A 23,207-nucleotide genomic window follows, 5' to 3' on the forward strand; every position below is an offset into this window, starting at 1 on the left:
CGTAAACGTCCGGCCGTCGGGAACGATGATTCGCATAAAACGCAAAATTCCCGCTGCCAGCATCAAGCTGCTGATCTTCGACCTTGACGGCACGCTGGTGGATTCGCGCGTGGACCTCACCAACGCGGTCAACGCGATGCTGCGCAAGTTCGGCCGGTTTGAGCTGCCCATGGAGGTGGTCGAGAGCTACGTCGGGGACGGCGCGCCCATGCTGGTACGCCGGGCGATGGGCGATCCCGACGACGGCAACGTGATGCGCGAGGCGTTGGAGTACTTCATCCAGTACTACCGCGAGCACAAGCTGGACAACACGACCCTGTACGAGGGCGTGCTCGGGGCGCTGGAAGCGATCCGCAATGGCAGCGATGGGCGGCGCATGGCGGTGCTCTCAAACAAGCCCGTGAACCCGTCCCGGGGCATCTGCGAGGCGCTGGGGATCGGCCCGTTCTTCGTGCAGGTGTACGGGGGCAACAGCTTCCCCACCAAGAAACCCGATCCGCAGGGCGCGCTGGCGCTGTGCTCTGAAACCGGGGTCCAGCCCGAGGAAGCGGTGATCATCGGCGACTCGGACATCGACATCCTGACCGGGCGGAACGCCGGAATGTGGACGGTTGGAGTGAATTACGGATTCATGCCCGACCGGCTGAAGGCTACGCCACCGGATGTGCTGGTGGATACCGCTTTCGAGCTGGCCGACGTTTTCAAGATCTAACCGCGGAGGACGCGGAGGACACGGAGAAAACTTAACCGGGTAGTGGTCTCTCGGCTCGCCGCGAAGCGCGGCTCGCTCGGGATGACGCCATGAAAAGAGGACTTGTCGCTGCGAGCAGTTCCCGCTACTCTCGCTGCAATTCACGATGGCCAGGAAATCAGCAGAGACATTTGGCTTCACGCACGCGGAGCTGCGCACCATCCGCGCCATGAAGGATCCCAACGGCGTGCAGACGTTCCTCAACAGCCTGCCCTATCACCTCGCGCCGACCTGCTGGTCGCCACGCAAGGTGCTGCACGCGCGCACCGTGCATTGCCTGGAGGGCGCGATCTTCGGCGCGGCCGCGCTGCGGGTACTGGGTTATCCGCCACTCCTGTTGGACCTGGAGGCGGAGCGGGACACCGATCACGTGCTCGCCATCTTCAAGAAAAACGGCGGCTGGGGAGCGGTGGCGGCGTCGAATTTCGCCGGCTGCCGCTATCGCGAGCCCGTGTACCGCTCCCTGCGCGAACTGGTGATGAGCTACGTCAATCTTTATTTCAATCTCGCCAAGCAGAGGTCGTTGCGCCGCTATTCCAATCCCGTGAACTTGCGCCGCTTCGATCACCTGCACTGGATGACCAGCGAGAAAGAAGTGTGGTTCATCCCCAACTACCTCTGCGACATCCCGCACAAGCGCCTGCTCACGCCGAAGCAGGAAAAGGCACTGCACACGGTGGACCAGCGGCTCTACGATGCGGAGCTGGTCGGACATAGATGGAAATAGCGAACGGTATAATAGAGAGATGCCCACCCGCTAATATGCGCGTCCGAGAGGGATCGCCCACCGGCTAAAGCCGCTTGGAAGGGCGCTGATGCGCGACGGCTAAAGCCGTCGCCTATCACGCAGATTCGGGTAAAGGGCGCACAGCCGGGGGCGGCTGTGCCACACGATCATCATGGATTTCAAGCTCGTCAGCGATTACAAGCCGCGCGGCGACCAAGGCCGGGCCATTGAACAGCTCAACCGGGGTGTGGCCGAAGCCGAAAAGCACCAGGTACTGCTGGGCGTGACCGGTTCCGGCAAGACTTTCACCATGGCCAAGCTCATCGAGCAGGCCAACCGCCCGACCCTGGTGCTGGCCCACAACAAGACCCTGGCGGCGCAGCTCTACCACGAGTTCAAGAGCTTCTTCCCCAACAACGCGGTCGAATACTTCGTATCGTATTACGACTATTACCAGCCGGAGGCGTATATCCCCTCGGGCGACGTGTACATCGAGAAGGAAGCGACCATCAACGACGAGCTGGACAAGCTGCGTCTGTCGGCGACCAAGTCGCTGTTCGAGCGGCGCGACTGCGTGATCGTGGCCTCGGTGAGCTGCATCTACGGCCTGGGCTCGCCCGACGCTTACTACGGGATGATGATGTTCCTGGAGAAGGGACAGAAGATCAAACGCGAGGACATCACACGGCGGCTGGTCGAGATCCTGTACGAGCGCACCGACGGCGAGTTCCGGCGCGGCACCTTCCGCGTGCGCGGCGACGTGATCGAGCTCTTCCCCACCTACGACGACAACGCCTACCGCATCGAGCTGTGGGGCGACAATATCGAGTCGCTATCGCAGATCGATCCCTTGTTCGGCACGGTCAAGCAGAAGTACGTGCGCCTGCCCATCTATCCGAAGACGCACTACGTGATGTCGAACGAGACCAGGAACCGCGCGCTGGACTCGATCAAGGAAGAGCTGAAGTGGTGGGAAGCCGAGATGGAGAAGAACGGGCGGCTGGTGGAATCGCAGCGCGTCCACCAGCGCACCATGTTCGATCTGGAGATGATCAAGTCAGTCGGCTACTGCCACGGCATCGAGAACTACTCGCGGCACTTCTCGGGCCGCCTGCCGGGCGAGGCGCCGCCTACGCTGCTCGACTACGTGCCCCGCGACTATCTGCTGTTCATCGACGAGTCGCACCAGACGGTCCCGCAGCTCCACGGCATGTACCACGGCGACCGCTCGCGCAAGGAGACGCTGGTTGAGTACGGATTCCGCTTGCCATCGGCGCTCGATAACCGCCCGCTGACCTTCGAGGAGTTCGAACACCGCGTCAACCAGGCGGTCTACGTCTCGGCGACGCCGGGCCCCTACGAGCTGACCAAGTCCGCGGGGGTCGTGGTCGAGCAGATCATCCGCCCGACCGGGCTGATCGACCCCGAGGTCGAAGTGCGCCCGGTGAAGGGCCAGATCGACGACCTGTTGCACGAGATCCGCGCCCGCGCCGAGAAGGGCGAGCGGGTGCTGGTGACCACGCTCACCAAGCGCATGGCCGAGGACCTGGCCGAGTACTACAGCGAGGTCGGGGCGCGCTGCCGCTACATGCATTCGGAGATCGTGACCCTGGAACGCATCAAGATCCTGCGCGACCTGCGCAAAGGCGAGTTCGATGTGCTCATCGGCATCAACCTGCTGCGGGAAGGGCTGGACCTTCCGGAAGTCTCGCTGGTGGCGATCCTTGACGCAGACAAGGAGGGCTTCCTGCGGTCGAGCGGATCGCTGATCCAGACCATGGGGCGCTGCGCGCGCAACCTGAACGGCCGGGCGATCCTTTACGCGGACAGGATGACCGATTCGATGCAGAAGGCGATCGATGAGACGAACCGGCGCCGGGCGATCCAGCATGCCTACAACGAGGAGCACGGCATCACGCCGGAATCGATCGTACGCCCACTGGAGATGTCGCTGGCGCGGATCGTTGAGGCCGATTACGTGGATATCGGTGAGGCTGCCGAGGGCCTGCCGGAATTCAAGTCGCAGGAAGAGGTGGACGCCTACATCGCCAAACTCGAGAGCGAGATGCGGGAGGCGGCGAAGAGGTTCGAGTTCGAGCGCGCGGCGAAATTGCGCGACACGATCAAGGATCTGCGCACAAAGGAATTTCTTTTCGCGTGAGCAAGCACTCAGTACTCAGTACTCGGTACTCAGATGAAATCCGATTCGTCTGAACTGAGCACTGGGTACCGAGTACTGAGTACTATCTTCCGACAGAAAAGCGTCCCGCGAAACCACTCGGGACGCTTTCTTGCGCCGCTCCAAATTCCTTGCGGCGCTAACCTCGATAGCAGTTGTCAGTTGTCAGTTCTCAGTAGCACCGACTGAGAACCGAGAACTCATTCCGACTCCTGTAAAGTCTTGATGTGCGCCTCCAAGGCGCGGCTGTATTCGCGCTCCGCCTCGAGTTCGGCCTGAAGCTTCTTGACCAGCCCCTCCAGACGCATGATCTCCAGCCGCGTCTTGGCGATGTCCATCGAGGGCGTCGCGCGCGGCGCCTGGGGCGCAATCGCGGCAGGAGCGGGTGCAGCGGGCGCAGGCGAGGCCGGGAATTGGGTCACATTCGACAGCGGCGGCGCTGCGACCTGTGGCCGGGTTGCTGCCGGAACGGCGGTCGGAGGCGTCGCGGCACGCGGCCGTCCCGCGACCCCGGATGCCTGGGCGGCGAAGATGCTGCTCAGGGCGGCGGCCGATGCGGCCGCGGCGGCGGGCGGCGGTGCTGGAGCGGCAGCCCCGGGCCGCAGCAAGTGACGCACGCGCGTGATCAGGTCCTGGGGCTGGAAAGGCTTGCGGATGAGCTCATCGGCTTTCACCGCGAATGCCTTCTCCGCCACGGCGCGATTCACCACGCCCGACATCAGGATCACGGGGGTCTTGCCCAGAACGGGATGCTGCTTGATGTACTGGCAGACTTCGTAGCCGTCCTTGTCGGGCATGATGACGTCGCTGATCACGACGTCGGGTTTGACCTGCTCGATCTGCTCGAAGGCCGATGCGGCGTCGTGGCAAGCCACCACGTGGATATTCTCGCGGCGGAAGGCGATCTTGATGACTTCGCGCATGGTGGCGGAGTCGTCGATGAAATAGACGGTCGGTGCGGCAGCGGTTGCTTGCGCCAGGTCGGCCATCACGCGCCTCCTTCCGTGGTGTGAGCGTCTTCATCGACCTCGCGCAGGGCTTCGAGCATCATTTCGGTGGCGCTGCGCAGCACGGTGCGCGTGCCGGCGCAGGCGCCGGGCACGAATTTGTACACGCCGGTTTCCTCGCCGTTGCAGCATTTCACGATCTGGACGACGGCTTCGTCGCCGATGAGGTCTCCGGCCTCGGCATGCGAGATGTCGCCGCCGTCGAAAAAGATGATGCCATCCACTTCCCGGGTATTCACGTGCAGCGCGCCGCTTTGGCGGGAGTGGCAGAGCATCTGCACCACGCCGGGAAGGTCGAGGTGGGAGAGGCTGCCGCTCAGCGCGGTGTCGGTGGCGCCAAGCATCTGCGTGGGCTGGAAGCCCTCGGTGTGGCTCTTCAGAAACGTTCGCACGTGGGTAGCGATGTGCTCGGGGCCGAGGCGGCGGTCCACGTAGTCGTCGCAGCCGGCGCGGAAGGCCTCCATCAGCGCCTGGTCCCCGCCGTCGCCCACGGCGATGATGGGGATGTGCGCGGTCTTGATGTCGGCGTGCAGGATGCGCGGGATCTCGTAGGCCCCCATCTCGCGCAGGTTGGTGGCGCAGAGGATGGCGGCGGGCGTGTTCCACTCCAGGGCGGTCAGCGCGTACGCCGACTGGGTGCAGTGCTCGACCTCGAATCCTTCCTGCTTCAGGGCTTCGCTGAGCCGCTTGGCAAAAAAGACGTTGCTGTCGATGAGCAGCAGCTTGGGCAGTTCGGCAGTCATGGTGCTCATGCCTCCGCCTCCGCTCCGTTCAATAATTCTAAGTCAATAACCTCGACGATTTCCTCTGACACCGACAGCAGCCCGGTCACATACTGCGGCAGCTTGCCGGTCACCGGCAGCAGCTCCGCCGCGGCCAGCTCGCATTCGCCCGTCACCGGAATCGCAGTCCACTCCCGGGACGAGCCGAAGGTCCGGTTGGCGATCAGGAAGAACTTGCGCGGAGGCGTCTCGGGGCCGACCAACACAGGAGCCACGTCGCACACCGGCACGATGCGGCCACGGCGCAGCAGCACTCCGGTCAGCATGCGGGTGGTGTGGGGGAACGGTTGCAGGCGGTCCGGCTGCGCCAGCTCCGTCACGACACTCGCAGGCAGCGCAAAGCGCTTCTTCCCCAGGGGGAAAAGCACGAACGACTGCGCGCCTTCGATCTTGCGCGTCATCCGGCGACCGCTCCTTTCGCGGCATGCATCTTTTCCACCGCGGCCGTCAAAACCGTGCTTTCGGCCCTGGTGAGGAAAGCGTCGGCGTTCACCACCGGCACCACGCTGTCCTTCAGTACGGCCAGCCCGCGATACCATTCGCGCTCGTCCCCGGTGAAGGCGCGGGGCAGCGCATGCAGGCTGGCGATCTCGGTCATGCGGTCGATCCCGTCCACCAGGATGGCCGTGGGCGAGGCGCGCAGCACGAGCAGCCGGCTGTGGCGCGTGGGCAGCGCGTGGAAATGCGTGTTGGCGTCCACGACGAAGTACGTCCGCCCGTCTCGCTGGAGGGTGTACGTGAACTTGGAGAACTTGGGTCCTAGCTGGCCGACGCGCAGCGGCTGCAGACCGGAGGTATCGCGGATCTCGTCCACCGCCGCGGCGGAGATGGCGAAGGTGGTCCCGGCGGCGGCGAACAGGATGACCGCCTCGCCGTGGTGCACGCGCTTCCGGGTTTCCGCCCGCACGATCCTCACAACGCACCTACCCGCGCCGCACCGAAGACGTAGAGCACGCGCTTCTCCACCGCGCCAAAGATGTTGTCGAGGGGCAGCACCTGGTCCACGCAGCCAGTCTTGATAGCTTCCGCGTTCATGCCAAAAATAATCGAGGTACTTTCATCCTGCGCGATCACGTGCCCGCCGGCGGATTTCACCTTTTGCACGCCCTGCGACGCATCGCTGCCCATGCCGGTGAGCACCACGCCGATGGTCATGGGGCCGGCGAAGGCGGCCGCGGTGTCGAGCGTGACATCGGCGCAAGGCCGGTACCCGGCGATGCGCGGCCCGTCGTCGAGCGTGATGCGCCCGGTAGGGGTGATCCGCAGGTGGTGCGAGCCGGGGCAGACGTACAGCGTCGAGGGCTGAAGGATCTCGCCCTGCTCGGCGTCCTTCACCCGGATCTGAGCGATCTCGCCCAATTGCTTGCCGAACTGCGAGGTAAAGGTCCCCGGCATGTGCTGCACCAGGATGACCGCCCCCGGAAAATCCCTCGGGAACATGGGGACGAACCTCATCAGGGTGGCAGGACCGCCCGTCGAGGAGGCGATGACCACGACCGGGAACTTGCCGTTCGCCCTGGAGAGCATCGAGGACGTCGCCGATGGCGCGCTGCGCGTATGTGCCGGGGACGGCTCGATGCGCGGCGCCGAGGTGGCGACCTCCTGCTGCAGCTTGCTGCGCACGGCGGTACGCACCACGCGGACCTTCGCCGCCATCTTGAGCTTGCGGGTCAATTCTGCGCGCACCGAGTTCATGTCGAGGTCCACGCCCGCCGACGGCTTGGCCACAAAATCGATGGCGCCGAGTTCCAGCGACTTCAGTGTGGTGTCCGCGCCTTCGCGCGTCTCCGAGCTGACGATCAGGATGGGCCGCGGGTTCTTCGACATGATCACTTCAGTGGCCTGGAGGCCGTCCATGTGCGGCATGTTGATGTCCATGGTGATCACGTCGGGATTCAGGGAGTCGTTCTGGGCCACGGCCTCGCGGCCATCGCGCGCCTCGCCGCAGACGTCCATCTCGGGGTCCGCGGTCAGGATGCTCTGCAGCACCTTGCGCATGAACGCCGAATCGTCCACGATCAACACCCGGATTCGTTTGCCAGACATGACCTATGACACCGTTTCCGCCGCTGCGTCCTTTGGCGCCGTGGGGCTGCCGATCAACTGGGCCACCACCGCCAGGAACTGGTCTTCCTGCACCGGCTTGGTGAGGAACACCGAGGCGCCTTCCTTGAGCGCGCGCTCGCGGTGCTTGGCGCCGGCGCGCGAGGTCACCACCATCACCGGCAGGTTGCGCGTCTCCGGCTGCTGCCGCAGGTGCGCCATCAGTTCGTATCCGTTCGTGCGAGGCATCTCGAGATCGGTCACGACCAGATCGCAGCGATTCTGGGTGGCGATCTCGAGAGCCTCGAGGCCATCGGCCGCAAGCCGCACGCGGTAGCCCGCTTTCTCGAGCATTCGACCCACGAACTTGCGGACGCTGATGGAATCGTCGGCCAGCACGACCACCTTTTCCGGCGCCACTTCGTCGATGGCTTCGGCGGGGATCTCGCCGCGAGCCACGGCGGCGGCGCCGGGCGCGAACACGCGCGCCGCGGTCGCGCTGGTCATCAAAGGCCGTTTTTCGATCGACTCGCCCGCAACCAGGCGGTTGACGTCGATGAGCAGGATGAGGCTGCCGTCGGGAGCGATGGTCGCGCCCGGGAACAGCTTCACGTTGCGCATGTATTCGCCCAGGTTCTTGATGACGATCTCGTCCTTGCGGATCACTTCCTCGACCACCAGCCCGACCTGGCGCCCCGCGACGTTCACGATCACCATGCGGTAGTAGCCGCTGACCGGCTCGACGCACTCCAGCCCGAGCGAATGGTCGAGACGCACGACCTCGGTGACCACGTCACGGACCTTGGTGAGCAGCTTGCCGCCGACCTCCTCGATCTCCGATTCCTTGAGGCGGCGTATCTCCTCGACGAAGGCCAGCGGCAGCGCGAAGAGGCTCGCGCCGCAGCGGACGAACAGCGCCTGCGAGATGATGAGAGTAAGCGGGACTTTCAGCGTGAAGCGCGAGCCCACGCCCTTCTGGGTCTCGATCTCGATCTCGCCGTTGAGCTGCGAGAGGTTGGCGCGGACCACGTCCAGACCCACGCCGCGGCCGGCCAGTTCCGTCTTGCGCGGCGCGGTGGAGAAGCCCGGATGGAAAAGCAGTTCGAGCAGATCGCGCTCGCCCAGCGCGGCGGCGTCCTCTGCGCTGACCAGGCCGTTCTCCACGGCGGTGCTGCGCACCTTCTCGTAATCGATGCCGCGGCCGTCGTCCTCCACCTCGATGTAGATATGGTTGCCGCGGTGATAGGCGCGCACCGCGACGGTGCCGTGGTCGGGTTTGCCCGTATGGTAGCGGTCTTCGTTGCGCTCGATCCCGTGCGCCACGGCGTTCCGGACAAGGTGGATGAGCGGGTCGGAGATCTGCTGAATGATGTTGTTGTCCAGTTCGGTTTCAGCGCCGGCGAGCGTCAGCTCCACGTGCTTGCCGCTGGCTTTGGCGGCGTCGCGCACGGTGCGGGTCAGGCGCGTGTACAGGTTCCCGATGGGCACCATGCGCGCCTGCGTGATCTCGTCCTGGAGCCGGTGCGCCAGTTTCGTGAACTCGTCGATGTCGGAATCCACCCGGCGCACGAATCCGTCCAGCTGGGTGAGGACCTCCGTGATGTCGGCCGAGATCTCCGACAGGGAGCGCGACAGGATGTTGAAATCGTCGTAGCGGTCCATTTCCAGCTCGCTGAACTCCGCCAGCGACGAGTCGAACGAGTGCGAATAGCTGGAGTAGCCCCCCGCGAAAGGATAGGAGTCCGACGCTTTCGGGGCCGGCTGGTAGTAGTTGTTGCCGGTCAGGCGGCTGAACTCATACTTCTCCTGGAACTCGGCGACCTTGTCCGACATGCGTGCCTTGGAAAAATTCAGCACGTCGGCCAGCTTCTCCAGTTCGTTCAGGCGGCCCAGCATGCGGGTGCGGTTGATAACCAGCTCGCCGACCGCGTTCATCATGCGGTCCAGGCGCTCCAGCGCAATGCGCACGGACTTGGACTGCGGCACGCCCGCCGGTTCTTTCTTCGCCGCCGCGGCTTCGACTTCCTTCGCGGGTCCGGGGGTGACTTCGGGTTGCGTGGCTTCCGCGATCTCCTCGCGAAGCGCCTGCGTCTGGGCGCGCGCAGCTTCGAGCTCCTGCGCCAGCTCCACCGCTTGCGCCGCCAGCATCTCTGCCTCGGCCGGTAGAGACGTTGTGAGCACCGTCTCCGCGGGAGACGCAGCCAGCGGCGTCTCGATGGCGCTTTCGGCTTGCGGTGCAGCTTCGGCCGCCGCAGGTGCGATCTCTTCCTTTTCTTCCGGCGCGAGGCGCGCGATGCGCGTCAGCAGCGACTTCACCGACGCCTGCATCGTCTGTTCGTCGGGCCACTGCCGGTAGAGGAACTTCTTGAGCGTGTCCACGGCCTCGAGGCAGATGTCCACGATCTGGGCCGAAGGCTTGAGTTCGCCGTCGCGCAGGCGGCCGACCAGGTCCTCGGCGCGGTGGGCCACGCGCGCGATGCGCTGCAAGCCGACCTGGGCCGCCGAGCCCTTCACCGTGTGCATGGCGCGGAACAACCGGTGGATCTCTTCCGGGTTCGGGTTGGTCTCGAGCGAGAGCAGGCAGTCGGTGACGACCTGCAAGTGCTCCTCCGCCTCGGGGACGAAGAACTCCATGATCTCGGCCGGGACGTCGCTGTCGGGTGGCAGGCCGGCTACCTGCGGCTCGGGCGCCGCCGGCGGCGCGATCGGCCCCACGGAGACCGCGGCCTCCAGCAGCTGCTCGTGTTCCTGCTCCTCCGGCGAGGGGCCGGTGAAAGCGAACGGATATTTCTGCTTGAAGGCGGCGATGTCGTCCGCCGCCTCACCGTTGGTCGCGCTGATCATCAGCAGGTCGGATTCGAGCACGGCGACCGCTTCCGAGATGAACTCAACCAGCGGACCGGCAGCTTCCGATCCGATCGTTGCGTTCATCGCGTACTGGAAGATGTGGGCCAGCTTGCCGGCAATCTCGGAGAACAGCGGATAGCCATACATTGCCGAGGCGCCGCCCAGCGTGTGCGCGGATACGTAGAGCCGATCCAGGTCCTCCGCCGCCGGATACGGGTCCAGCAGCAGCCCCGAGTACTCCCGCAGGAACTGCAGGTGCTCGGAGGCTTCCTGGAGGAAGACTTCGACGAAATCCTGTCCTGGCGCGCTCACAGGCTCTCCTGGGCGGACGGGCTCAAGTTGGACCGCCGCGTGGTGCCGCTGCTCGGCTTCTGGTAGATGATCGAATCGCCGTACACGAAGGTCTCGAAGTTCACCGGGAGCTTGGCTACCGACTCGGCGTGGCCGAGGAACAGGTAGCCGCCGGGTTCCAGGTAGTCGTAGAAACGCTGGATGACCTGCGAGCGCCGCTCTTCGGTGAAGTAGATCAGGACGTTCATGCAGAAGATGCAGTCGAAGCGTCCCATGTACACGCCGTTGGCCAGGTTCACGGGCGCGAAAGTCACCATGTTGCGGATCTTCGGCTTGACCATGTACTGGTCGCCGACTTTCACGAAATAGGTCTCGAGCTGGTGCAGGTCCAGGCTCGACAGCTCGCGCCTGGAGTACACGCCGCGCTCAGCGTGCTGCAGCGCCTGCTTGCTGATGTCCGTCGCCAGAATGTGGATCTTCCAGGCCTCGGCGAACTCGAGCGTCTCCGCCAGCGTCATGGCGATGGAGTACGGCTCTTCGCCGGAAGCGCATCCCGCCGACCACACACGCAGGCTGCGCGGGTTCTCCCAGAACTTTTTCATGTGCATCTCGGGGAGGACCTTCTTCTCCAGCGCCGCGAAGACCGCCGGGTAGCGGAAAAACGAGGTCTCCTGGGTCAGCAGCCGTTCCACCAGCGAGTCATACTCGACATTGGAGCCGCGGATCAGGCGCAGCAGGTCGGTGCCGTGCAGCATGCGCTTTTCGGCGAGGTGCTCGCGCAGGCGCGTCAGCAGGAAGCGCTCGCGCGAGGCGTCGAAGTGGATCCCCGACCGCTGCTCGATGAGCGCGCAGACCTCCGACAACTCGTGGCTGCTGACCGTGCCGTGGCGCTTTTCGACCATGGGACCTCCCGTTCGACCTGATCAACGGCGGCCAGCGATGGCCGACAATTCCTTGACTTCGATCGGTCCCGCGGTGGTGCTGACGCGGAACTGCGACAGGGCTTCGTTCAACTGCTCCGACAGCTTCACCATCTCCTCGACGGTGCGCGCCGTCTGCCGTGCGCCCTGCGAGGTCTGGCGGGTGATGTTGGAGATGATCTGCATGGCGTTGGCGACACCTTCCGTGCCGCGCACCTGCTGCTTCGAGGCCAGCGAGATCTCCTGCACCAGCTCGGCAGATTGACGGACCACGCTGGAAATCGCTTCCAGTGCCTTGCCGGCCTGGTCGGCCAGGCGTGCGCCGACTTCCACTTCCTTGGTGCCCTCCTCCATGACCACCACGGCCTCGTTCGTCTCCGCCTGGATGGCCTTGATGAGAGCCGCGATGTCCTTGGTGGCGTTGCGCGAGTGCTCGGCCAGCTTGCGGACCTCGTCGGCGACCACGGCAAAGCCGCGGCCGGCCTCGCCGGCGCGCGCCGCTTCGATGGCTGCGTTCAGCGCCAGCAGGTTGGTCTGCTCGGTGATGTCGTTGATCACGCTGATGATCTCGCTGATCTCCAGCGAGCGGTCGCCCAGCGATTTGATCTTCTTGGCGGTCGCCTGCACCGAGGCGCGGATGCGCTGCATGCCGTCCAGGGTGTCGCGCACGGCGCGGTTGCCCTGCTCGGCGGCGTCCAGCGCGCGGCGCGCGGCTTCCGCGCTCGCCTCGGCGTTGTTCGACACCTGCTTCATCGAGACCGTCAGCTCTTCCACCGCGGACGAGGTGTTGGTGATCTCCTGGTCCTGCTGCACGGCGCCATTGAGCATCTGCTCGGAGGCCACGAGGATCTGGTTGGCGCTGCTGGATACGTCGATGGCGCCCTTGCGCACGCGCTCCAGCACCTTGGTGAAATTGTCGAGCATGTAATTGACGGAGTCCACCACGTTGCCCAGCGCGTCGTTGGTCACCTTGCCGCGAAGAGTAAGGTCACCGCGCGCGATCTGGCTGACGATGGTCAGGAAGTCGGTCACCGAGCGCTGCAGGTTTTCCTGCGCCTCCTGGTTGAAGACCGCCTTCGAGATCTTTTCCGCCGTGCGGTTCATGTTCTGGGCGATGAGACCGAAGTCGTCGCTCGACTCGATGTCCGCCGAGGCGCGGTAATCCCCCGCCGCCAGCCGCTCAGAAAACTCGGTCAGCTCCTTCACCGGCTTGGCGACCTTGCTGCCCAGCACGACAACGCTGATGCCGCCAGCAATGACCAGCACCAGCAGCCCGCCGAGCAGGCGCATGCCGGCCTGGCTGGACGCGCTCATGGCGTCCAGGATGGGCAGCCCGTGCGCCCAGGCACCGGCTCCATAGCCGAGACCCAGCATCGCGGCCATCGCGACCACGTTGACCAGGACCAGCGTCCAGATCGTCGAATTCACTCGACCTTTCATATCGGCCTCCAGAAATCAGCTGCTAGCTCAAATCACAGGCACCGGGAACGTCTCGGTGACTCTCTTCAGATCCAGGTGCAGCGCCAGACGATCGTCATGGCGCAGCATGCCGCTGCAATGCGGCACATCCTTCGGCGCTTCATCCACCAGCAACGACTCGGTCGTGCTGTAGGTACCGATGACTTCGTCGGCGGCGATCCCGATGCGCAGGTCGTCGCGGTCTCCCTCGCCTTTCAGCACGCCGACCACGACATGCTTGGGCGGCAGGTCCGGACGGCGCCCTTCGGTGAAGGCAATGTCGATGACCGGCACGATCGAGCCGCGCAGGTTGAAGATCCCCATCAGGAATGCCGGCGAGAGCGGCACGCGGGTCACCGCCGGCCACTCCACGACCTCCTCGACGTCCAGCACGGCAAGAGAGAAGCGCTCGCGTCCCGCCCGGAAGATGCAGTACTGGAATTCAGGAAGCTGCTCTTCGACCGGGACGGCGGTCTCTGCATTTTCCGCTTGCGGCGCCTGTGGCTCGAGTTGTGGGGTTTCGGACATCGTCGCTCAGCCTACGAACTTTTGGATCGCGCCCAGGAGCTGCGCCGGAGTGAACGGCTTGACCACGTAGCCGTCAGCTCCCTGCTGCTGGCCCCAGAACTTGTCGCTATCGGTGCTCTTGGACGTGACCAGCACGATGGGGATGCGGCCGTATTCGGCGCTCCCCTTCAGTTCCCGGCACGCCTGGAACCCATTGCGTTGCGGCATCACCACGTCCAGCAGGATCAGGACCGGCCGCTCCGCGTCGATGGTCTGCTCGATCTTGGTCGAATCGTTGATGGCCACCGGCCAGTAGCCGGCCTGTTGCAGCACGGCCTGCATCACTTTCACTTCCGCCTGCGAATCGTCAACGATGAGGATCTTTTTCACGGACAAAACCTCTTACAGAGTGATCCGTGAACAGAAGTGCAATTGCGCGGCCACCTTACGCCTCCGCGCATCCTTTGTATCAATTTTTTAAGTGCAGATAAATCAGATATTTAGCTGGGCAGGAAGCGCCCTAGTAACGGATGGCGTAGGGCTGAGACGAGTGAGACGTCTCATTCTGAGAGGATTTCTCAGCGAAGTTCATCTCCGCCTCCAGCGACGCCAGGCGCTGCATGATCTCGTGCATGCGCAGAGCCATGGTGTGGATGGTATCGATCTGGTCGCGGACCTCGGCCGAGAAGGCCCCCGGCTCGAGCAACAGCAACTCCGCATTCCCCAGCACCGAGGTGAGGGCGTTATTGAAGCTGTGGCGCATCTCCAGCATGTAGCGGCCCAGAGTCGCGTGGCGACGGTCGACGGCGGCCGCCCGTTCCGCCTGTCGCAGTTGCGCCAGTGCATCCATGCGCTTCAGCACCTCGCAGCCGAGCAACACCAGCGTGTCCGCCCATCCATCGTACCGGCGGAACACGAGCACGCGGGGACGTGCGGCGCGGACCTCCTGCACCTTGCCGCTGTCGTCAGTGATGTAGATGGCCGGCGAGCGGCCCGCCTCCAGGCCGTCGAGGATGGAGTTCAGCCGTTGCGGCGAGACCGGTCCCACGATAGCCAGGCTGTACGCCGCCTGCGCCGAGGCGCTCCACAACTCGCTGCTCACCAGAGTGAATTCCGGAACCGAGGGCTCCATCTGCCAGCGGCCGATGACGGTGCGGGTGAAGTCAGCGTCGTCCGCGATGATGAGAACATTTTCCACGTCCGTCTCTCCCTACTTGCTCAGCTTCTCGGCTTCGTCGATCAGCGACAGGAGCCGCTTGCAGGTGGCGGCGAGGTTCACCGCCGCGTCGATGTCCTTCGCGTCCTTGGCCTTTGCGATGCTCTCCTGGAGCAACGCAAGTTCCGCGTGCGCCAACTTGAGGATGTCCGGCAGGTCCGCGGCGGGCACGCGCTTCTTCTTGCGCTCGACCGCCTCCAGCAGCACGGTACGGGCTGCGACTGCGCGCTGCAGCGCCTCGGCCGAATCGTTGCCACCCTGGGTGTAGGCCGTCACTTCCCACGACGACAACAGGACCTTCGTATCCTTGTAGTACACGGTCGCGACCGAAGTCGGCGTCGGTTGGACCTCTCCGATCAGTTGTTCAGAAATGTGTTCCCGGCAGGCCTGCACATCGAGCGCCGGCGTCTGGGGCGTTTCGGCATGCGGGAGCGTCTCTTCCCCGGCGCCGTAAACGGGAATCTCGGTGGTCGAGGGGCCCTCGACCGCGGGTGCCGCTGCCGCCTTCATGATCTCGGTGGGGATCTTGCCGTCCGCCGTCTCGAACGAGATTTCGTGGGTGGAAGCTTCCCGGGCCGGTTCGACCGCAGGCGGTGCCGTCGCGGGCTGCGGCTTGGGAACAGGCTCGGCCACCGCTTCTTGCAGGATCCGCATGACGCCCATCATCTGCTCGAAGGGTTTTCCCGCCGCGTAGGGTGCGCGGAACGGAGTTTTCCAGTCGTGACAGATGCGGGCCAGGCTCTCCAGAGGTTCTTGCGCAGAGAGGCCCGCGCGCTTGCAATCCAGTGTCTTGATGCCGCGGTGCTCGATCTCGAGCAGCGCCTGCCGCATGATCCCAAGGTCAGCGTGCAGCAGGCGGAAGAAGGCATGCCGCGCTGCGAAGTTGAAGCGTGTGAACGCCAGCAGGGCGCCGGATCCGAAGTACATCTCACCGGCCTCTTCTTTCAACTGGCGGACGTGCGCCAGCACTCCCTTCTCCAGCAGCTCGCGCAGGCTCTTGCACTCGCCGAGCTTCGCCAGTTCTGAGTCCAGCACCTGAAGCCAGCGCGGTTGCTGGGGAACGGCCTCGCCCAGCACCGGCTCCAGTACCTCGGCGATGTCCTCCAGCTCCAGCGCACGGTTATGCATGGCGTGCGGGGCGCATTGCGCGAAGTACTGCACCAAGAGGAAATCGATCTTGTCCCGGTCCGAGGCGCTCTTCTGTTCCTTTTCCAGGAACCGGCGCAGCAGCTCGCGGAGGTTGTCCTCCTTGGCTACATGGGCCGTCTGCAATGCCTGGCGTAGATGCCCGGCGTGGCTGCGCTCATCCACCGAATCGAACCAGGAAGCGATCTTTTCCAGGATCTCGGGATCGTTGCGGTCGATGGGCGATTCCAGGTCGCGGCACGGTTGAATGCCGATGTCGAAGTGCCTGACCACGCCGGCGTAGATGGGATAAATGCGGCGTGCCGCGCGCCACTGCGCGGCGATCTCACGCAAAGAAACTGTTGCGGTGCTCATTTTCGAATAACCCAATTGGCGACCGGCCCCGTGAAGCGGGCGGCCACCGCTGTCTTGCCCTGGTGATATTGCACGGCCACCACCGCCGCTTCTGCCTCGAGCAGGCCTTCCGCATTCACCAGGCGGATGCGGTCGCCGAACTCCAGCGGCAGTCTGGCCGAGAAAAGGACCTCGCTGGGCGTGCCGAACTCGATCACCGTCTCTTCCACTGCGGCCTCGCCGTGCCCATCCAGGCGGCTCACGCGCACCGGGATCCGCACCGCCGTCGCCGCGGGAAAGAATTGCGCCAGCTTCGACACATCCGATTCCTCGCCACTCCAGGACGCAATGACGGCTTTCTCTGCCACCGATTCCTCACTCTCCCCGCCCTGGGGCGGGGAGCCTTGCGTCTTCACTCCCAACCCGGCTACCCGGGTCGCTGCGATGGCGTGAAGATGGCAGCTTTCGGAGTGCACGAAGGCGGCCAAAGGGATGATCGCCTGCGAAAATCGTAAGTTATTGAAAAAATGGACTAATCAGGTGAGGCCTTGGGCTGAGACCCCCAATCAGCGTCTCAGGATGAAACACTTTCTCAGCATTGGCGTGTCTCCGATCCGGCAGCTCTGCGGCCCGGGCCGGAGATGAGACACGTCATTGTCCGGTCCCTGCGCTGTCCCGATTTGGGTGCTCCAGGCTGATGTTGTACCGCTTCAGCTTGCGGTACAAGGTTGCGCGGCTGATGCCCAACATCCTGCCGGCCAGCACCTTGTCTCCCCCTACCTGCTCGAAGACGCGCTGGATAGTCATGCGCTCGATGTCCTCGAGGTCGGTCGCCGGGGCCGACAGGCTCCCAACCGATTCCTCCTCTAACGACACGCCGGGACCGGGCTGGGCATCGCGGATGGCGGGCGGCAGGTCGGTGAGGTCGATGGTTTCCTTGTTGCCCAAGGCGATGGCCCGCTCGATGCAGTTTTGCAACTCGCGCACGTTGCCTGGCCAGTCGTACTGTAGCAGGCAGCGCATGGCCGCGGGCAGGACCTGGATAGGCACGTCGGGGGAATGATCCAGCAGGAAACACCGGACCAGGCTGGGAATATCGGACTTGCGCTCGCGCAACGGCGGCAGGTGGATGGTGACCACGTTCAGGCGGAAAAAGAGATCCTTGCGGAACGTACCCGCCTTGTAAGCGGCTTCCAGGTCGCGATTGGTGGCGGCGATGACCCGGACATCCACCTTGACCCGGTCATTGCTTCCCACCGGCCGGACTTCCTTTTCTTGCAGCACGCGGAGCAGCTTGGCCTGCATCTCCTGGGGCAACTCCCCGATCTCGTCCAGGAAGATCGTGCCGCCGCTGGCCGCCTGGAACAAGCCCTGCTTTGACTTGAGCGCACCGGTGAACGCGCCTTTCTCGTAGCCGAACAGCTCGCTCTCGATCAGCGTCGGCACCAGCGCGCCGCAATCGACGGCCACGAACGGCCGCTTGGCGAACGAGCCGCGGAAGTGGATGGCGCGCGCCACCAGCTCCTTCCCCGTGCCACTCTCGCCGGCGATGAGCACAGGAGTGCGCGTATCCTTCAGGCGCGCGATCATGCGCAGCACTTCCTGGATCTTCGCCGAGGAGCCCGTGATGTCGTTGAGCTGGGTCTCCGTCGTCAGGCGATCGCGCAGGAAGTCGCGCTCAGCGACCAGGCGCACCTTCTCCGCCATGCGCTGCAGGATCAGCTTGACCTCCTCCACGCGGAACGGCTTTTGCAGGTAGTGGTACGCGCCCAGCTTCATGGCCTGCACGGCGCTCTCGATGGAGCCGTGGCCGGTCATGATGGCGACCTCGCAGCGCGGTTGCATGCGCTTGATCTGCTGCAACAGCTCCACCCCGCTCATCTTGGGCAGCATGAGGTCCGAAATGACGATGTCCGGGCATTCCGCTTCGACTAGGGCCAGCGCCGACTCGCCGCTCTCGGCTTCGGAGCAGTCGAACCCGAGCGAGGCGCCGATGGTCATGCAGAGCTTGCGGATGCTCTGCTCGTCGTCCACGATCTGGAACTTGATGCGGTAATCGTCGGTCATCGCGCTTTCCCTATCGTCTTCTCGACCACCTGGATCAGTTGCTGCACCCGGAACGGCTTCTCGATGCACGGGGCTCCGGTCTGGGTCAGGATCTGCTGCGTCTCCTCGTTCACCGTGTCTCCGGTGATGAACACGACCCGCGAGACCAGTTCCGGCCGGTTGGCGGCGATCCAGGCATGCACGTCGGCGCCATTCACCCCTCCTGGGGTGCGCATGTCGGAGACAACGCCCATGTAGCTGGTGGCGGCCAGCATCTTCAGCGCTTCCACGCCGGAGGCCGCCTGTTCGGTCTTGTAGCCGGAGCGCTCCAGGGCCGCGACCAGGAACCCCATTACCGAGGCTTCATCCTCGATCACCAGGATGGGCAAGGGCTGCGGTTGAAGGCCTGCACTCATGCTTGTGCTCCCGCCGTCGCGGTCGGAACCCGTGCCGGCTGTCCCACTGCCGGAAGCCGGACCACGAAGCTCGCCCCCGGCCTTCCCTGATTGTTGTGACAGGTGATGTCGCCTCCGTGCTCGCGCACGATGCCGTAGCAGATGCTCAGGCCCAGGCCCGTTCCTTTGCCCACTTCTTTCGTGGTGAAGAACGGATCGAAGATCCGCTCGGGGAACTGGATGCCTCTGCCGTTGTCGCGGAAGAGGATCTCGACCCCGCCATTGACGTACGAAGTCTCGACCTCGATGGCGCCACGGCGCTCGCTCTCGTGCACCGCGTCGTAGGCGTTGTTGATGATGTTCAGGAACACCTGCTGGAGCTGCTGCGCGTCGCCGACAACGTCGGGGATCTCCTCGGCGAGCCGCTCGACGATGTCCACGCCGTGACTGGCGAAATCGTAGGCGCGCAGTTGCAGCGTGCGGCGCAGGATCGGGTTCACCCGTACCGGGCGCCGCTCCGCCGGCATCTGGCGCGCGAAGCTGAGCAGGTTCTGCACGATGGTCTTCGTCCGCTGCGCTTCCTGCACGATGACTTTCAGGCTCTTGCGCGCGGACTCGGGGACGTCTTCCTGCTCCAGCAGGAGATCGGCGAAGCCCAGGATCGCCGTGAGCGGGTTGTTGACCTCGTGGGCCACGCCGGAGACCAGCTGTCCCACGGCAGCCATCTTCTCCGCGTGGATCAGCTTGCCTTGCAGCATGGCTGCGTCGGTGATGTCGGTCATCACCGCGACGATGCTGTTCACGTCTCCCCGCTCGTCGCGCATGGGGCTGAAGTTGATGGAGAATTGCGAGAGTTTGCCGTCGGCGCGCACCATCGGCAGTTCCAGGTTGTCCACCTGCTGGCCGGCGAGCACCGCATCAAAAGCTGCGGCCATGGCCTCGCGCCGCGGCGGCGCCACGAACTCGATCAAGCGGTGGCCCAGCAGTTCGCTCTCCCGGAAATTGCCATGCTCGAAGCAGCGGCGGTTCGCATAGCTCACCAGGCCCGCGGTGTCCGCCACCAGGATCATGCTCTGCGTGTTGTTCAGGATCTTGGTGTTGAAGTCGCGCTCCCGCTGCAATTGCGCCTGGAACGCCTTCGCTTCCGTGATGTCGAGCATCACGCCCCGGTACTGGGTGACGGCGCCGCGGGCATCGCGCACCGCGAACGCGTTCTGCAGCGTGTGCACGATGGTGCCATCCTTGCGGCACAACGTTTCCTCGAAGTTGCGCACGACCCCGTGCTGATCGAGCGCGTCTGTGAAACGCTTGCGGTGCTCGGGCGCGACGTACAACTCGTTCTTGATGTCCACCTGCAGCAGCTCTTCCCGGCTGGCGTAGCCGAGCATGCGCACCAGGGCATCGTTGACCTCGACGAACCGCCCGTCCGGGGTCGAGAAAAAGATGCCTTCCTGGATGTTATCCAGCAACTCGCGGTAGCGGCGTTCGGCCTCGCGCCGGTCGCTGATGTCCTTGAGCACATGGATGGTCTGGAGTCCCTCGTTGAGTGCGCCACGGACCCGCGAGGTCGAGACCAGGTACGTACGCTCCAGCACGGGATGGATGAATTCATCGGTCCTCTCCATCCCCACGCGGCAGAACGGACAGGGCTGGCTGCCGGCATCGGCCGCGATCGAGACCAGCGCGCGCATGCCCACTCCGATCAGTTCCGCCGGGCGCACGCCGATGAAGTTGGCCAGCGACTGGTTCACGCGCAGTACCCGGTTGGCTTCGTCGTGCACCACGATGAAGTCGGTGATGGAATCGAAGATCTCCGCCCAGTGCTTGTTCGACTGCGCGATGCGCGAGAACAGGCGCGAGTTCTCCAGCGCGACCGCGGCGTGTCCGGAGATGGCCTGGAGAAGGTTGCGGTCGGCTTCCGAGAGTTCCCGGCCGACGTTGGCAAGGCAAAGCAGGCCGAGCAGCTCGTTGTCGGCGCCGGTGAGCCGGACCACGGCGACATCCTTCCACCCGAACGCGGAGGCGATCCCCAGCCCGAGGAGCTCGGCCGCATCGCCCTGGAAGAGCGGTCCCTGCTGTCCCGCCGCCAAGTCGGTGAAGGCCGCATTCAGCCGCCGGAGCTGCGATTTGTCGGTGGAGGCGCCGGGCTCATAAAGGATGATGGTTTCGAGCACGTTGCCTTGCGAAAGCGCCAGTGCCGCGGCCCGCGCCCCTAGCATGTCGGCCGCGCGCTGGGTGAAGCTGCGGGCGAAGTCGGGCAGGCGCAGCGAGGCGCTCAGGTCCAGCGCCAGCGCCATCAAGTCCTCGGCCCTCTTGCGGTGGCGCTCGGAGCGTTGCAGGTTTTGCGTCGCCTCCAGGGCGACTGCGGCGGGCGCCCCCAGCGCCTTGGCGCGGCGAACGTCCTCTTTCGTAATCTGCCGGCTGTCGATCGGGTCCAGTAGCCCGAATAGTCCCAGGACGCGAGCGTCCGAGCCGACCAGCGGCACAGCCAGGTATTGCTGGATGTTGAATTGCCGCACGGTTTCCTGGTTGCCGTCGGCGTCTTCGGTGGCGTCCTCGGTCCAGAATGGTTCTCGTGATCCCAGGATGCGCTTCGTGCGCTCGCTGGTCAGCTTCAGGTTCAAGGGCTGCGACTGGCCGCCGGTGGCCCCCCAGCGCACCCTGCAACCCCCGGTACCGTCCACAAGGCCGACGAAACAGCGCGCAAATCCCAGGAAGCTCGCGGCGCGGACCACGAATTGTTCCAGGAACCGGTCCAGGTCTCGCGTGCTGCCCAGCGTGCTTGAGATCTCGAGCAGCTGCTGCGTCTCATAGGCCTGCGCGTTGGCCGTCGCCAGCAGTTCGGCATTGGACAACGCCAGGGCGCCGAAGCGCGCGATGGCGGCGATGAGCGATCTCTCCTGCTCGCTGAAGGTGCGGTCCGGACCGGAATAGACCAGCAACGCGCCGCTGGTTCGGGTAGTGCGCAGCGGCGCCGCGATCATCTCTCCCGTTGTGATGAACTCCGGGAAATCCTTGCTCCCGGGCTCGATGCGGACGCACAGTGCCTGGTCGGACTTCGAGACCTGCTCGACCAGTTCCGCGGCGGCCCTGCATCCGTGCTCCGCGTGCGTGCGGCGTACCGTCTCGAGCAGTTCCGGCGAAGCCGCGGCGGCTCCGCGCATCTCCAACGCTTCGTGGTGCCGCACCAGCACGGTCGCGATCGGCACCTGAAACAGTTCGCAGATGCGCTCCGTCAGCGCGTTGACCACGGCGTTGACGTCCAGCACCGCATGCAGCATCTGGGCGCACTGCACCAGCACTTCGGCGCGCCGGCGCTCCTCCCGCGAACTCTCCATCAGACGCGCATTCTCGATCAGGCTTCCCAGATGCGCCGCCAGGATGGTCCCTTTGGCCGCCAGATCCTCGTTGAAATTGTCGGGCACGTCCCGGCTCAGGAAGACGACCGCCCCGATGATTTCGCCGGCAACGATGAGCGGCGCGACCATCACGGCCGCCGCCTGGAAATCCGCTGCCATCGGATATTTCTTCGGGTCCAGATGGTTCACGTACACGGTGCGGCGGGTCTTGACTGCCTCGACCGCTACCGCCCGGTCGCTCAATCTCAGGCTGGAAGCGCGGAACTTGTCTGCCAGGTAGCCGTCGGCGTCAACGCTGACCAGCTGATCGGGTTCGGCCACTTTCCAGTAGTACACGCCGTCCACGGCAAAGAACTGCCGGCTCTCTTTGCAGAATAGGGAAATCAGTTCCCCAAATGGACGTCCCTCGCCGCATGCCAGCGAGAGTCTTAATAAGAGGTTCTGAAAGGAGTCGTCCTGGCGTGACGGGGAAGTCGGTTTCGCCGGTTCTTTGCTGGCTCGCATGGGTTCGGGCGCCCTGGACGTTCTCTCTACTTCGTAGAGGGTGAGACGGTGCGAAGGTATCGTCGAATCTCAAATTGAGTCAAGGAAATAAGCCCCGGCAGTAGTCACTTGGGAAACCAACCCTGTCTGGAGGCAGTCTCACGCTGAGACGCACCGTGGCCACCAGGGTGGCTTCCTGAGACGATCGCCCTCCCTCGACGCCCTCGATCTCGATCCCCGAGATTCAATGTAACTGGCACAAATAGAATGACTTAATTAGTAATCCCAAGGTGATACGGCAACTCCACACGCAATGGCATTCGCATTGCACTTCTGGCTGTGGGTTGAACCTTAATCACTTGGAGGAATTGTGTTGCTAAGGAAGATCGCCCGTTGGCTGGGAATCGTAATCATCGCACTGCTGGCTGTCATGGTAGCCGTGCAGACCGCGGCGGCGCAGGAAGACGGTGGTCGCAAAGTCAAAGCGCGCGTCGCCCCGGTGTACCCGGAACTGGCTCGCAAAATGAACGTCAGTGGCGTGGTGAAGGTGCAGGTCACCATCGCCCCCAACGGCGCCGTCAAGACGGCGAAAGCGCTGGGCGGCCACCCGCTGCTCATCGAGTCCGCCGTCGACGCCATTAAGAAGTGGAAGTACGAGCCGGCCAAAGATGAAACCACAACCATTGTGCAATTCAACTTTAATCCCGCGAGCTAGCA

Annotated in this window: 20 protein-coding genes; 4 read left to right on the forward strand and 16 right to left on the reverse strand. The window is 64.3% G+C overall.

What is annotated here, in order from left to right:
- The first annotated feature begins 25 nt into the window (after nt 1-25).
- From LAN37_02955 to uvrB, 3 genes are all read left to right on the forward strand, one after another.
- Nucleotides 26-712, forward strand: coding sequence for an HAD-IA family hydrolase (locus tag LAN37_02955; protein ID MBZ5646166.1), 687 nt, complete (start codon nt 26-28; stop codon nt 710-712).
- Nucleotides 713-902: 190 nt separating this feature from the next.
- Complete coding sequence (locus tag LAN37_02960; protein MBZ5646167.1) at nt 903-1,478, forward strand: hypothetical protein; 576 nt, start codon at nt 903-905, stop codon at nt 1,476-1,478.
- Between the two features lie 166 nt (nt 1,479-1,644).
- Nucleotides 1,645-3,639: an excinuclease ABC subunit UvrB gene (uvrB, locus tag LAN37_02965; GenBank protein ID MBZ5646168.1), complete on the forward strand. Its 1,995-nt coding sequence runs from the start codon at nt 1,645-1,647 to the stop codon at nt 3,637-3,639.
- 218 nt (nt 3,640-3,857) lie between these two features.
- Here uvrB and LAN37_02970 read toward each other — a convergent pair whose 3' ends face one another.
- The 16 genes from LAN37_02970 to LAN37_03045 form a co-directional block, all read right to left on the reverse strand.
- Nucleotides 3,858-4,646: a response regulator gene (locus tag LAN37_02970; GenBank protein ID MBZ5646169.1), complete on the reverse strand. Its 789-nt coding sequence runs from the start codon at nt 4,644-4,646 to the stop codon at nt 3,858-3,860.
- Nucleotides 4,646-5,416 (reverse strand): DUF4388 domain-containing protein, encoded by a 771-nt coding sequence (locus LAN37_02975; protein MBZ5646170.1) that lies wholly within the window; start codon nt 5,414-5,416, stop codon nt 4,646-4,648. Before LAN37_02975 ends, LAN37_02970 begins: the two co-directional genes overlap by 1 nt.
- Nucleotides 5,413-5,847 carry a chemotaxis protein CheW gene (locus LAN37_02980; protein MBZ5646171.1) on the reverse strand — a complete coding sequence of 145 codons (435 nt, stop codon included), beginning with the start codon at nt 5,845-5,847 and terminating at the stop codon, nt 5,413-5,415. The genes LAN37_02975 and LAN37_02980 overlap by 4 nt, the downstream gene beginning before the upstream one ends.
- Nucleotides 5,844-6,362, reverse strand: a complete 519-nt coding sequence (locus LAN37_02985) for a chemotaxis protein CheW (protein MBZ5646172.1) — start codon at nt 6,360-6,362, stop codon at nt 5,844-5,846. The genes LAN37_02980 and LAN37_02985 overlap by 4 nt, the downstream gene beginning before the upstream one ends.
- Complete coding sequence (locus tag LAN37_02990) at nt 6,359-7,492, reverse strand: chemotaxis response regulator protein-glutamate methylesterase (protein MBZ5646173.1); 1,134 nt, start codon at nt 7,490-7,492, stop codon at nt 6,359-6,361. Before LAN37_02990 ends, LAN37_02985 begins: the two co-directional genes overlap by 4 nt.
- 3 nt (nt 7,493-7,495) lie before the next feature.
- Nucleotides 7,496-10,648 (reverse strand): response regulator, encoded by a 3,153-nt coding sequence (locus tag LAN37_02995; GenBank protein MBZ5646174.1) that lies wholly within the window; start codon nt 10,646-10,648, stop codon nt 7,496-7,498.
- Nucleotides 10,645-11,529 (reverse strand): protein-glutamate O-methyltransferase CheR, encoded by an 885-nt coding sequence (locus tag LAN37_03000; protein ID MBZ5646175.1) that lies wholly within the window; start codon nt 11,527-11,529, stop codon nt 10,645-10,647. Before LAN37_03000 ends, LAN37_02995 begins: the two co-directional genes overlap by 4 nt.
- A gap of 21 nt (nt 11,530-11,550) precedes the next feature.
- Complete coding sequence (locus tag LAN37_03005) at nt 11,551-12,987, reverse strand: methyl-accepting chemotaxis protein (GenBank protein MBZ5646176.1); 1,437 nt, start codon at nt 12,985-12,987, stop codon at nt 11,551-11,553.
- Nucleotides 12,988-13,014: 27 nt separating this feature from the next.
- Nucleotides 13,015-13,533, reverse strand: coding sequence for a chemotaxis protein CheW (locus LAN37_03010; GenBank protein ID MBZ5646177.1), 519 nt, complete (start codon nt 13,531-13,533; stop codon nt 13,015-13,017).
- A gap of 6 nt (nt 13,534-13,539) precedes the next feature.
- Nucleotides 13,540-13,902: a response regulator gene (locus LAN37_03015; GenBank protein MBZ5646178.1), complete on the reverse strand. Its 363-nt coding sequence runs from the start codon at nt 13,900-13,902 to the stop codon at nt 13,540-13,542.
- Between the two features lie 130 nt (nt 13,903-14,032).
- A complete protein-coding gene (locus tag LAN37_03020; GenBank protein ID MBZ5646179.1) occupies nt 14,033-14,710 on the reverse strand; it encodes a hypothetical protein in 678 nt (225 codons plus the stop codon).
- Between the two features lie 12 nt (nt 14,711-14,722).
- The gene (locus LAN37_03025) at nt 14,723-16,228 is read right to left on the reverse strand and encodes a hypothetical protein (GenBank protein MBZ5646180.1); all 1,506 of its coding nucleotides are present in this window, start codon (nt 16,226-16,228) and stop codon (nt 14,723-14,725) included.
- Entirely contained in the window at nt 16,225-16,695 is a 471-nt protein-coding gene (locus LAN37_03030) for a hypothetical protein (protein ID MBZ5646181.1), read from the reverse strand. Before LAN37_03030 ends, LAN37_03025 begins: the two co-directional genes overlap by 4 nt.
- Before the next feature lie 163 nt (nt 16,696-16,858).
- The gene (locus LAN37_03035; protein MBZ5646182.1) at nt 16,859-18,274 is read right to left on the reverse strand and encodes a sigma-54 dependent transcriptional regulator; all 1,416 of its coding nucleotides are present in this window, start codon (nt 18,272-18,274) and stop codon (nt 16,859-16,861) included.
- Complete coding sequence (locus LAN37_03040; protein ID MBZ5646183.1) at nt 18,271-18,669, reverse strand: response regulator; 399 nt, start codon at nt 18,667-18,669, stop codon at nt 18,271-18,273. The genes LAN37_03035 and LAN37_03040 overlap by 4 nt, the downstream gene beginning before the upstream one ends.
- A complete protein-coding gene (locus LAN37_03045; GenBank protein ID MBZ5646184.1) occupies nt 18,666-22,511 on the reverse strand; it encodes a PAS domain S-box protein in 3,846 nt (1,281 codons plus the stop codon). The genes LAN37_03040 and LAN37_03045 overlap by 4 nt, the downstream gene beginning before the upstream one ends.
- A gap of 349 nt (nt 22,512-22,860) precedes the next feature.
- On the opposite strand from LAN37_03045, the gene LAN37_03050 reads away from it, so the two are divergent.
- Nucleotides 22,861-23,205 carry an energy transducer TonB gene (locus LAN37_03050; GenBank protein ID MBZ5646185.1) on the forward strand — a complete coding sequence of 115 codons (345 nt, stop codon included), beginning with the start codon at nt 22,861-22,863 and terminating at the stop codon, nt 23,203-23,205.
- Nucleotides 23,206-23,207 lie beyond the last annotated feature (2 nt).

This window comes from Terriglobia bacterium (assembly GCA_020073495.1).
Lineage (GTDB): Bacteria > Acidobacteriota > Terriglobia > Terriglobales > Acidobacteriaceae > JAIQFD01.

Bases quoted from the DNA above. Each gene is read 5' to 3' on its own strand.
- LAN37_03010 (MBZ5646177.1), bottom strand. From the start codon at position 13,533: ATGTCCGAAACCCCACAACTCGAGCCACAGGCGCCGCAAGCGGAAAAT.
- LAN37_03025 (MBZ5646180.1), bottom strand. From the start codon at position 16,228: ATGAGCACCGCAACAGTTTCTTTGCGTGAGATCGCCGCGCAGTGGCGC.
- LAN37_03005 (MBZ5646176.1), bottom strand. From the start codon at position 12,987: ATGAAAGGTCGAGTGAATTCGACGATCTGGACGCTGGTCCTGGTCAAC.
- LAN37_03035 (MBZ5646182.1), bottom strand. From the start codon at position 18,274: ATGACCGACGATTACCGCATCAAGTTCCAGATCGTGGACGACGAGCAG.
- LAN37_02970 (MBZ5646169.1), bottom strand. From the start codon at position 4,646: ATGGCCGACCTGGCGCAAGCAACCGCTGCCGCACCGACCGTCTATTTC.
- LAN37_02975 (MBZ5646170.1), bottom strand. From the start codon at position 5,416: ATGAGCACCATGACTGCCGAACTGCCCAAGCTGCTGCTCATCGACAGC.
- LAN37_03045 (MBZ5646184.1), bottom strand. From the start codon at position 22,511: ATGCGAGCCAGCAAAGAACCGGCGAAACCGACTTCCCCGTCACGCCAG.
- LAN37_02980 (MBZ5646171.1), bottom strand. From the start codon at position 5,847: ATGACGCGCAAGATCGAAGGCGCGCAGTCGTTCGTGCTTTTCCCCCTG.
- LAN37_03040 (MBZ5646183.1), bottom strand. From the start codon at position 18,669: ATGAGTGCAGGCCTTCAACCGCAGCCCTTGCCCATCCTGGTGATCGAG.
- LAN37_02955 (MBZ5646166.1), top strand. From the start codon at position 26: ATGATTCGCATAAAACGCAAAATTCCCGCTGCCAGCATCAAGCTGCTG.
- LAN37_02990 (MBZ5646173.1), bottom strand. From the start codon at position 7,492: ATGTCTGGCAAACGAATCCGGGTGTTGATCGTGGACGATTCGGCGTTC.
- LAN37_03000 (MBZ5646175.1), bottom strand. From the start codon at position 11,529: ATGGTCGAAAAGCGCCACGGCACGGTCAGCAGCCACGAGTTGTCGGAG.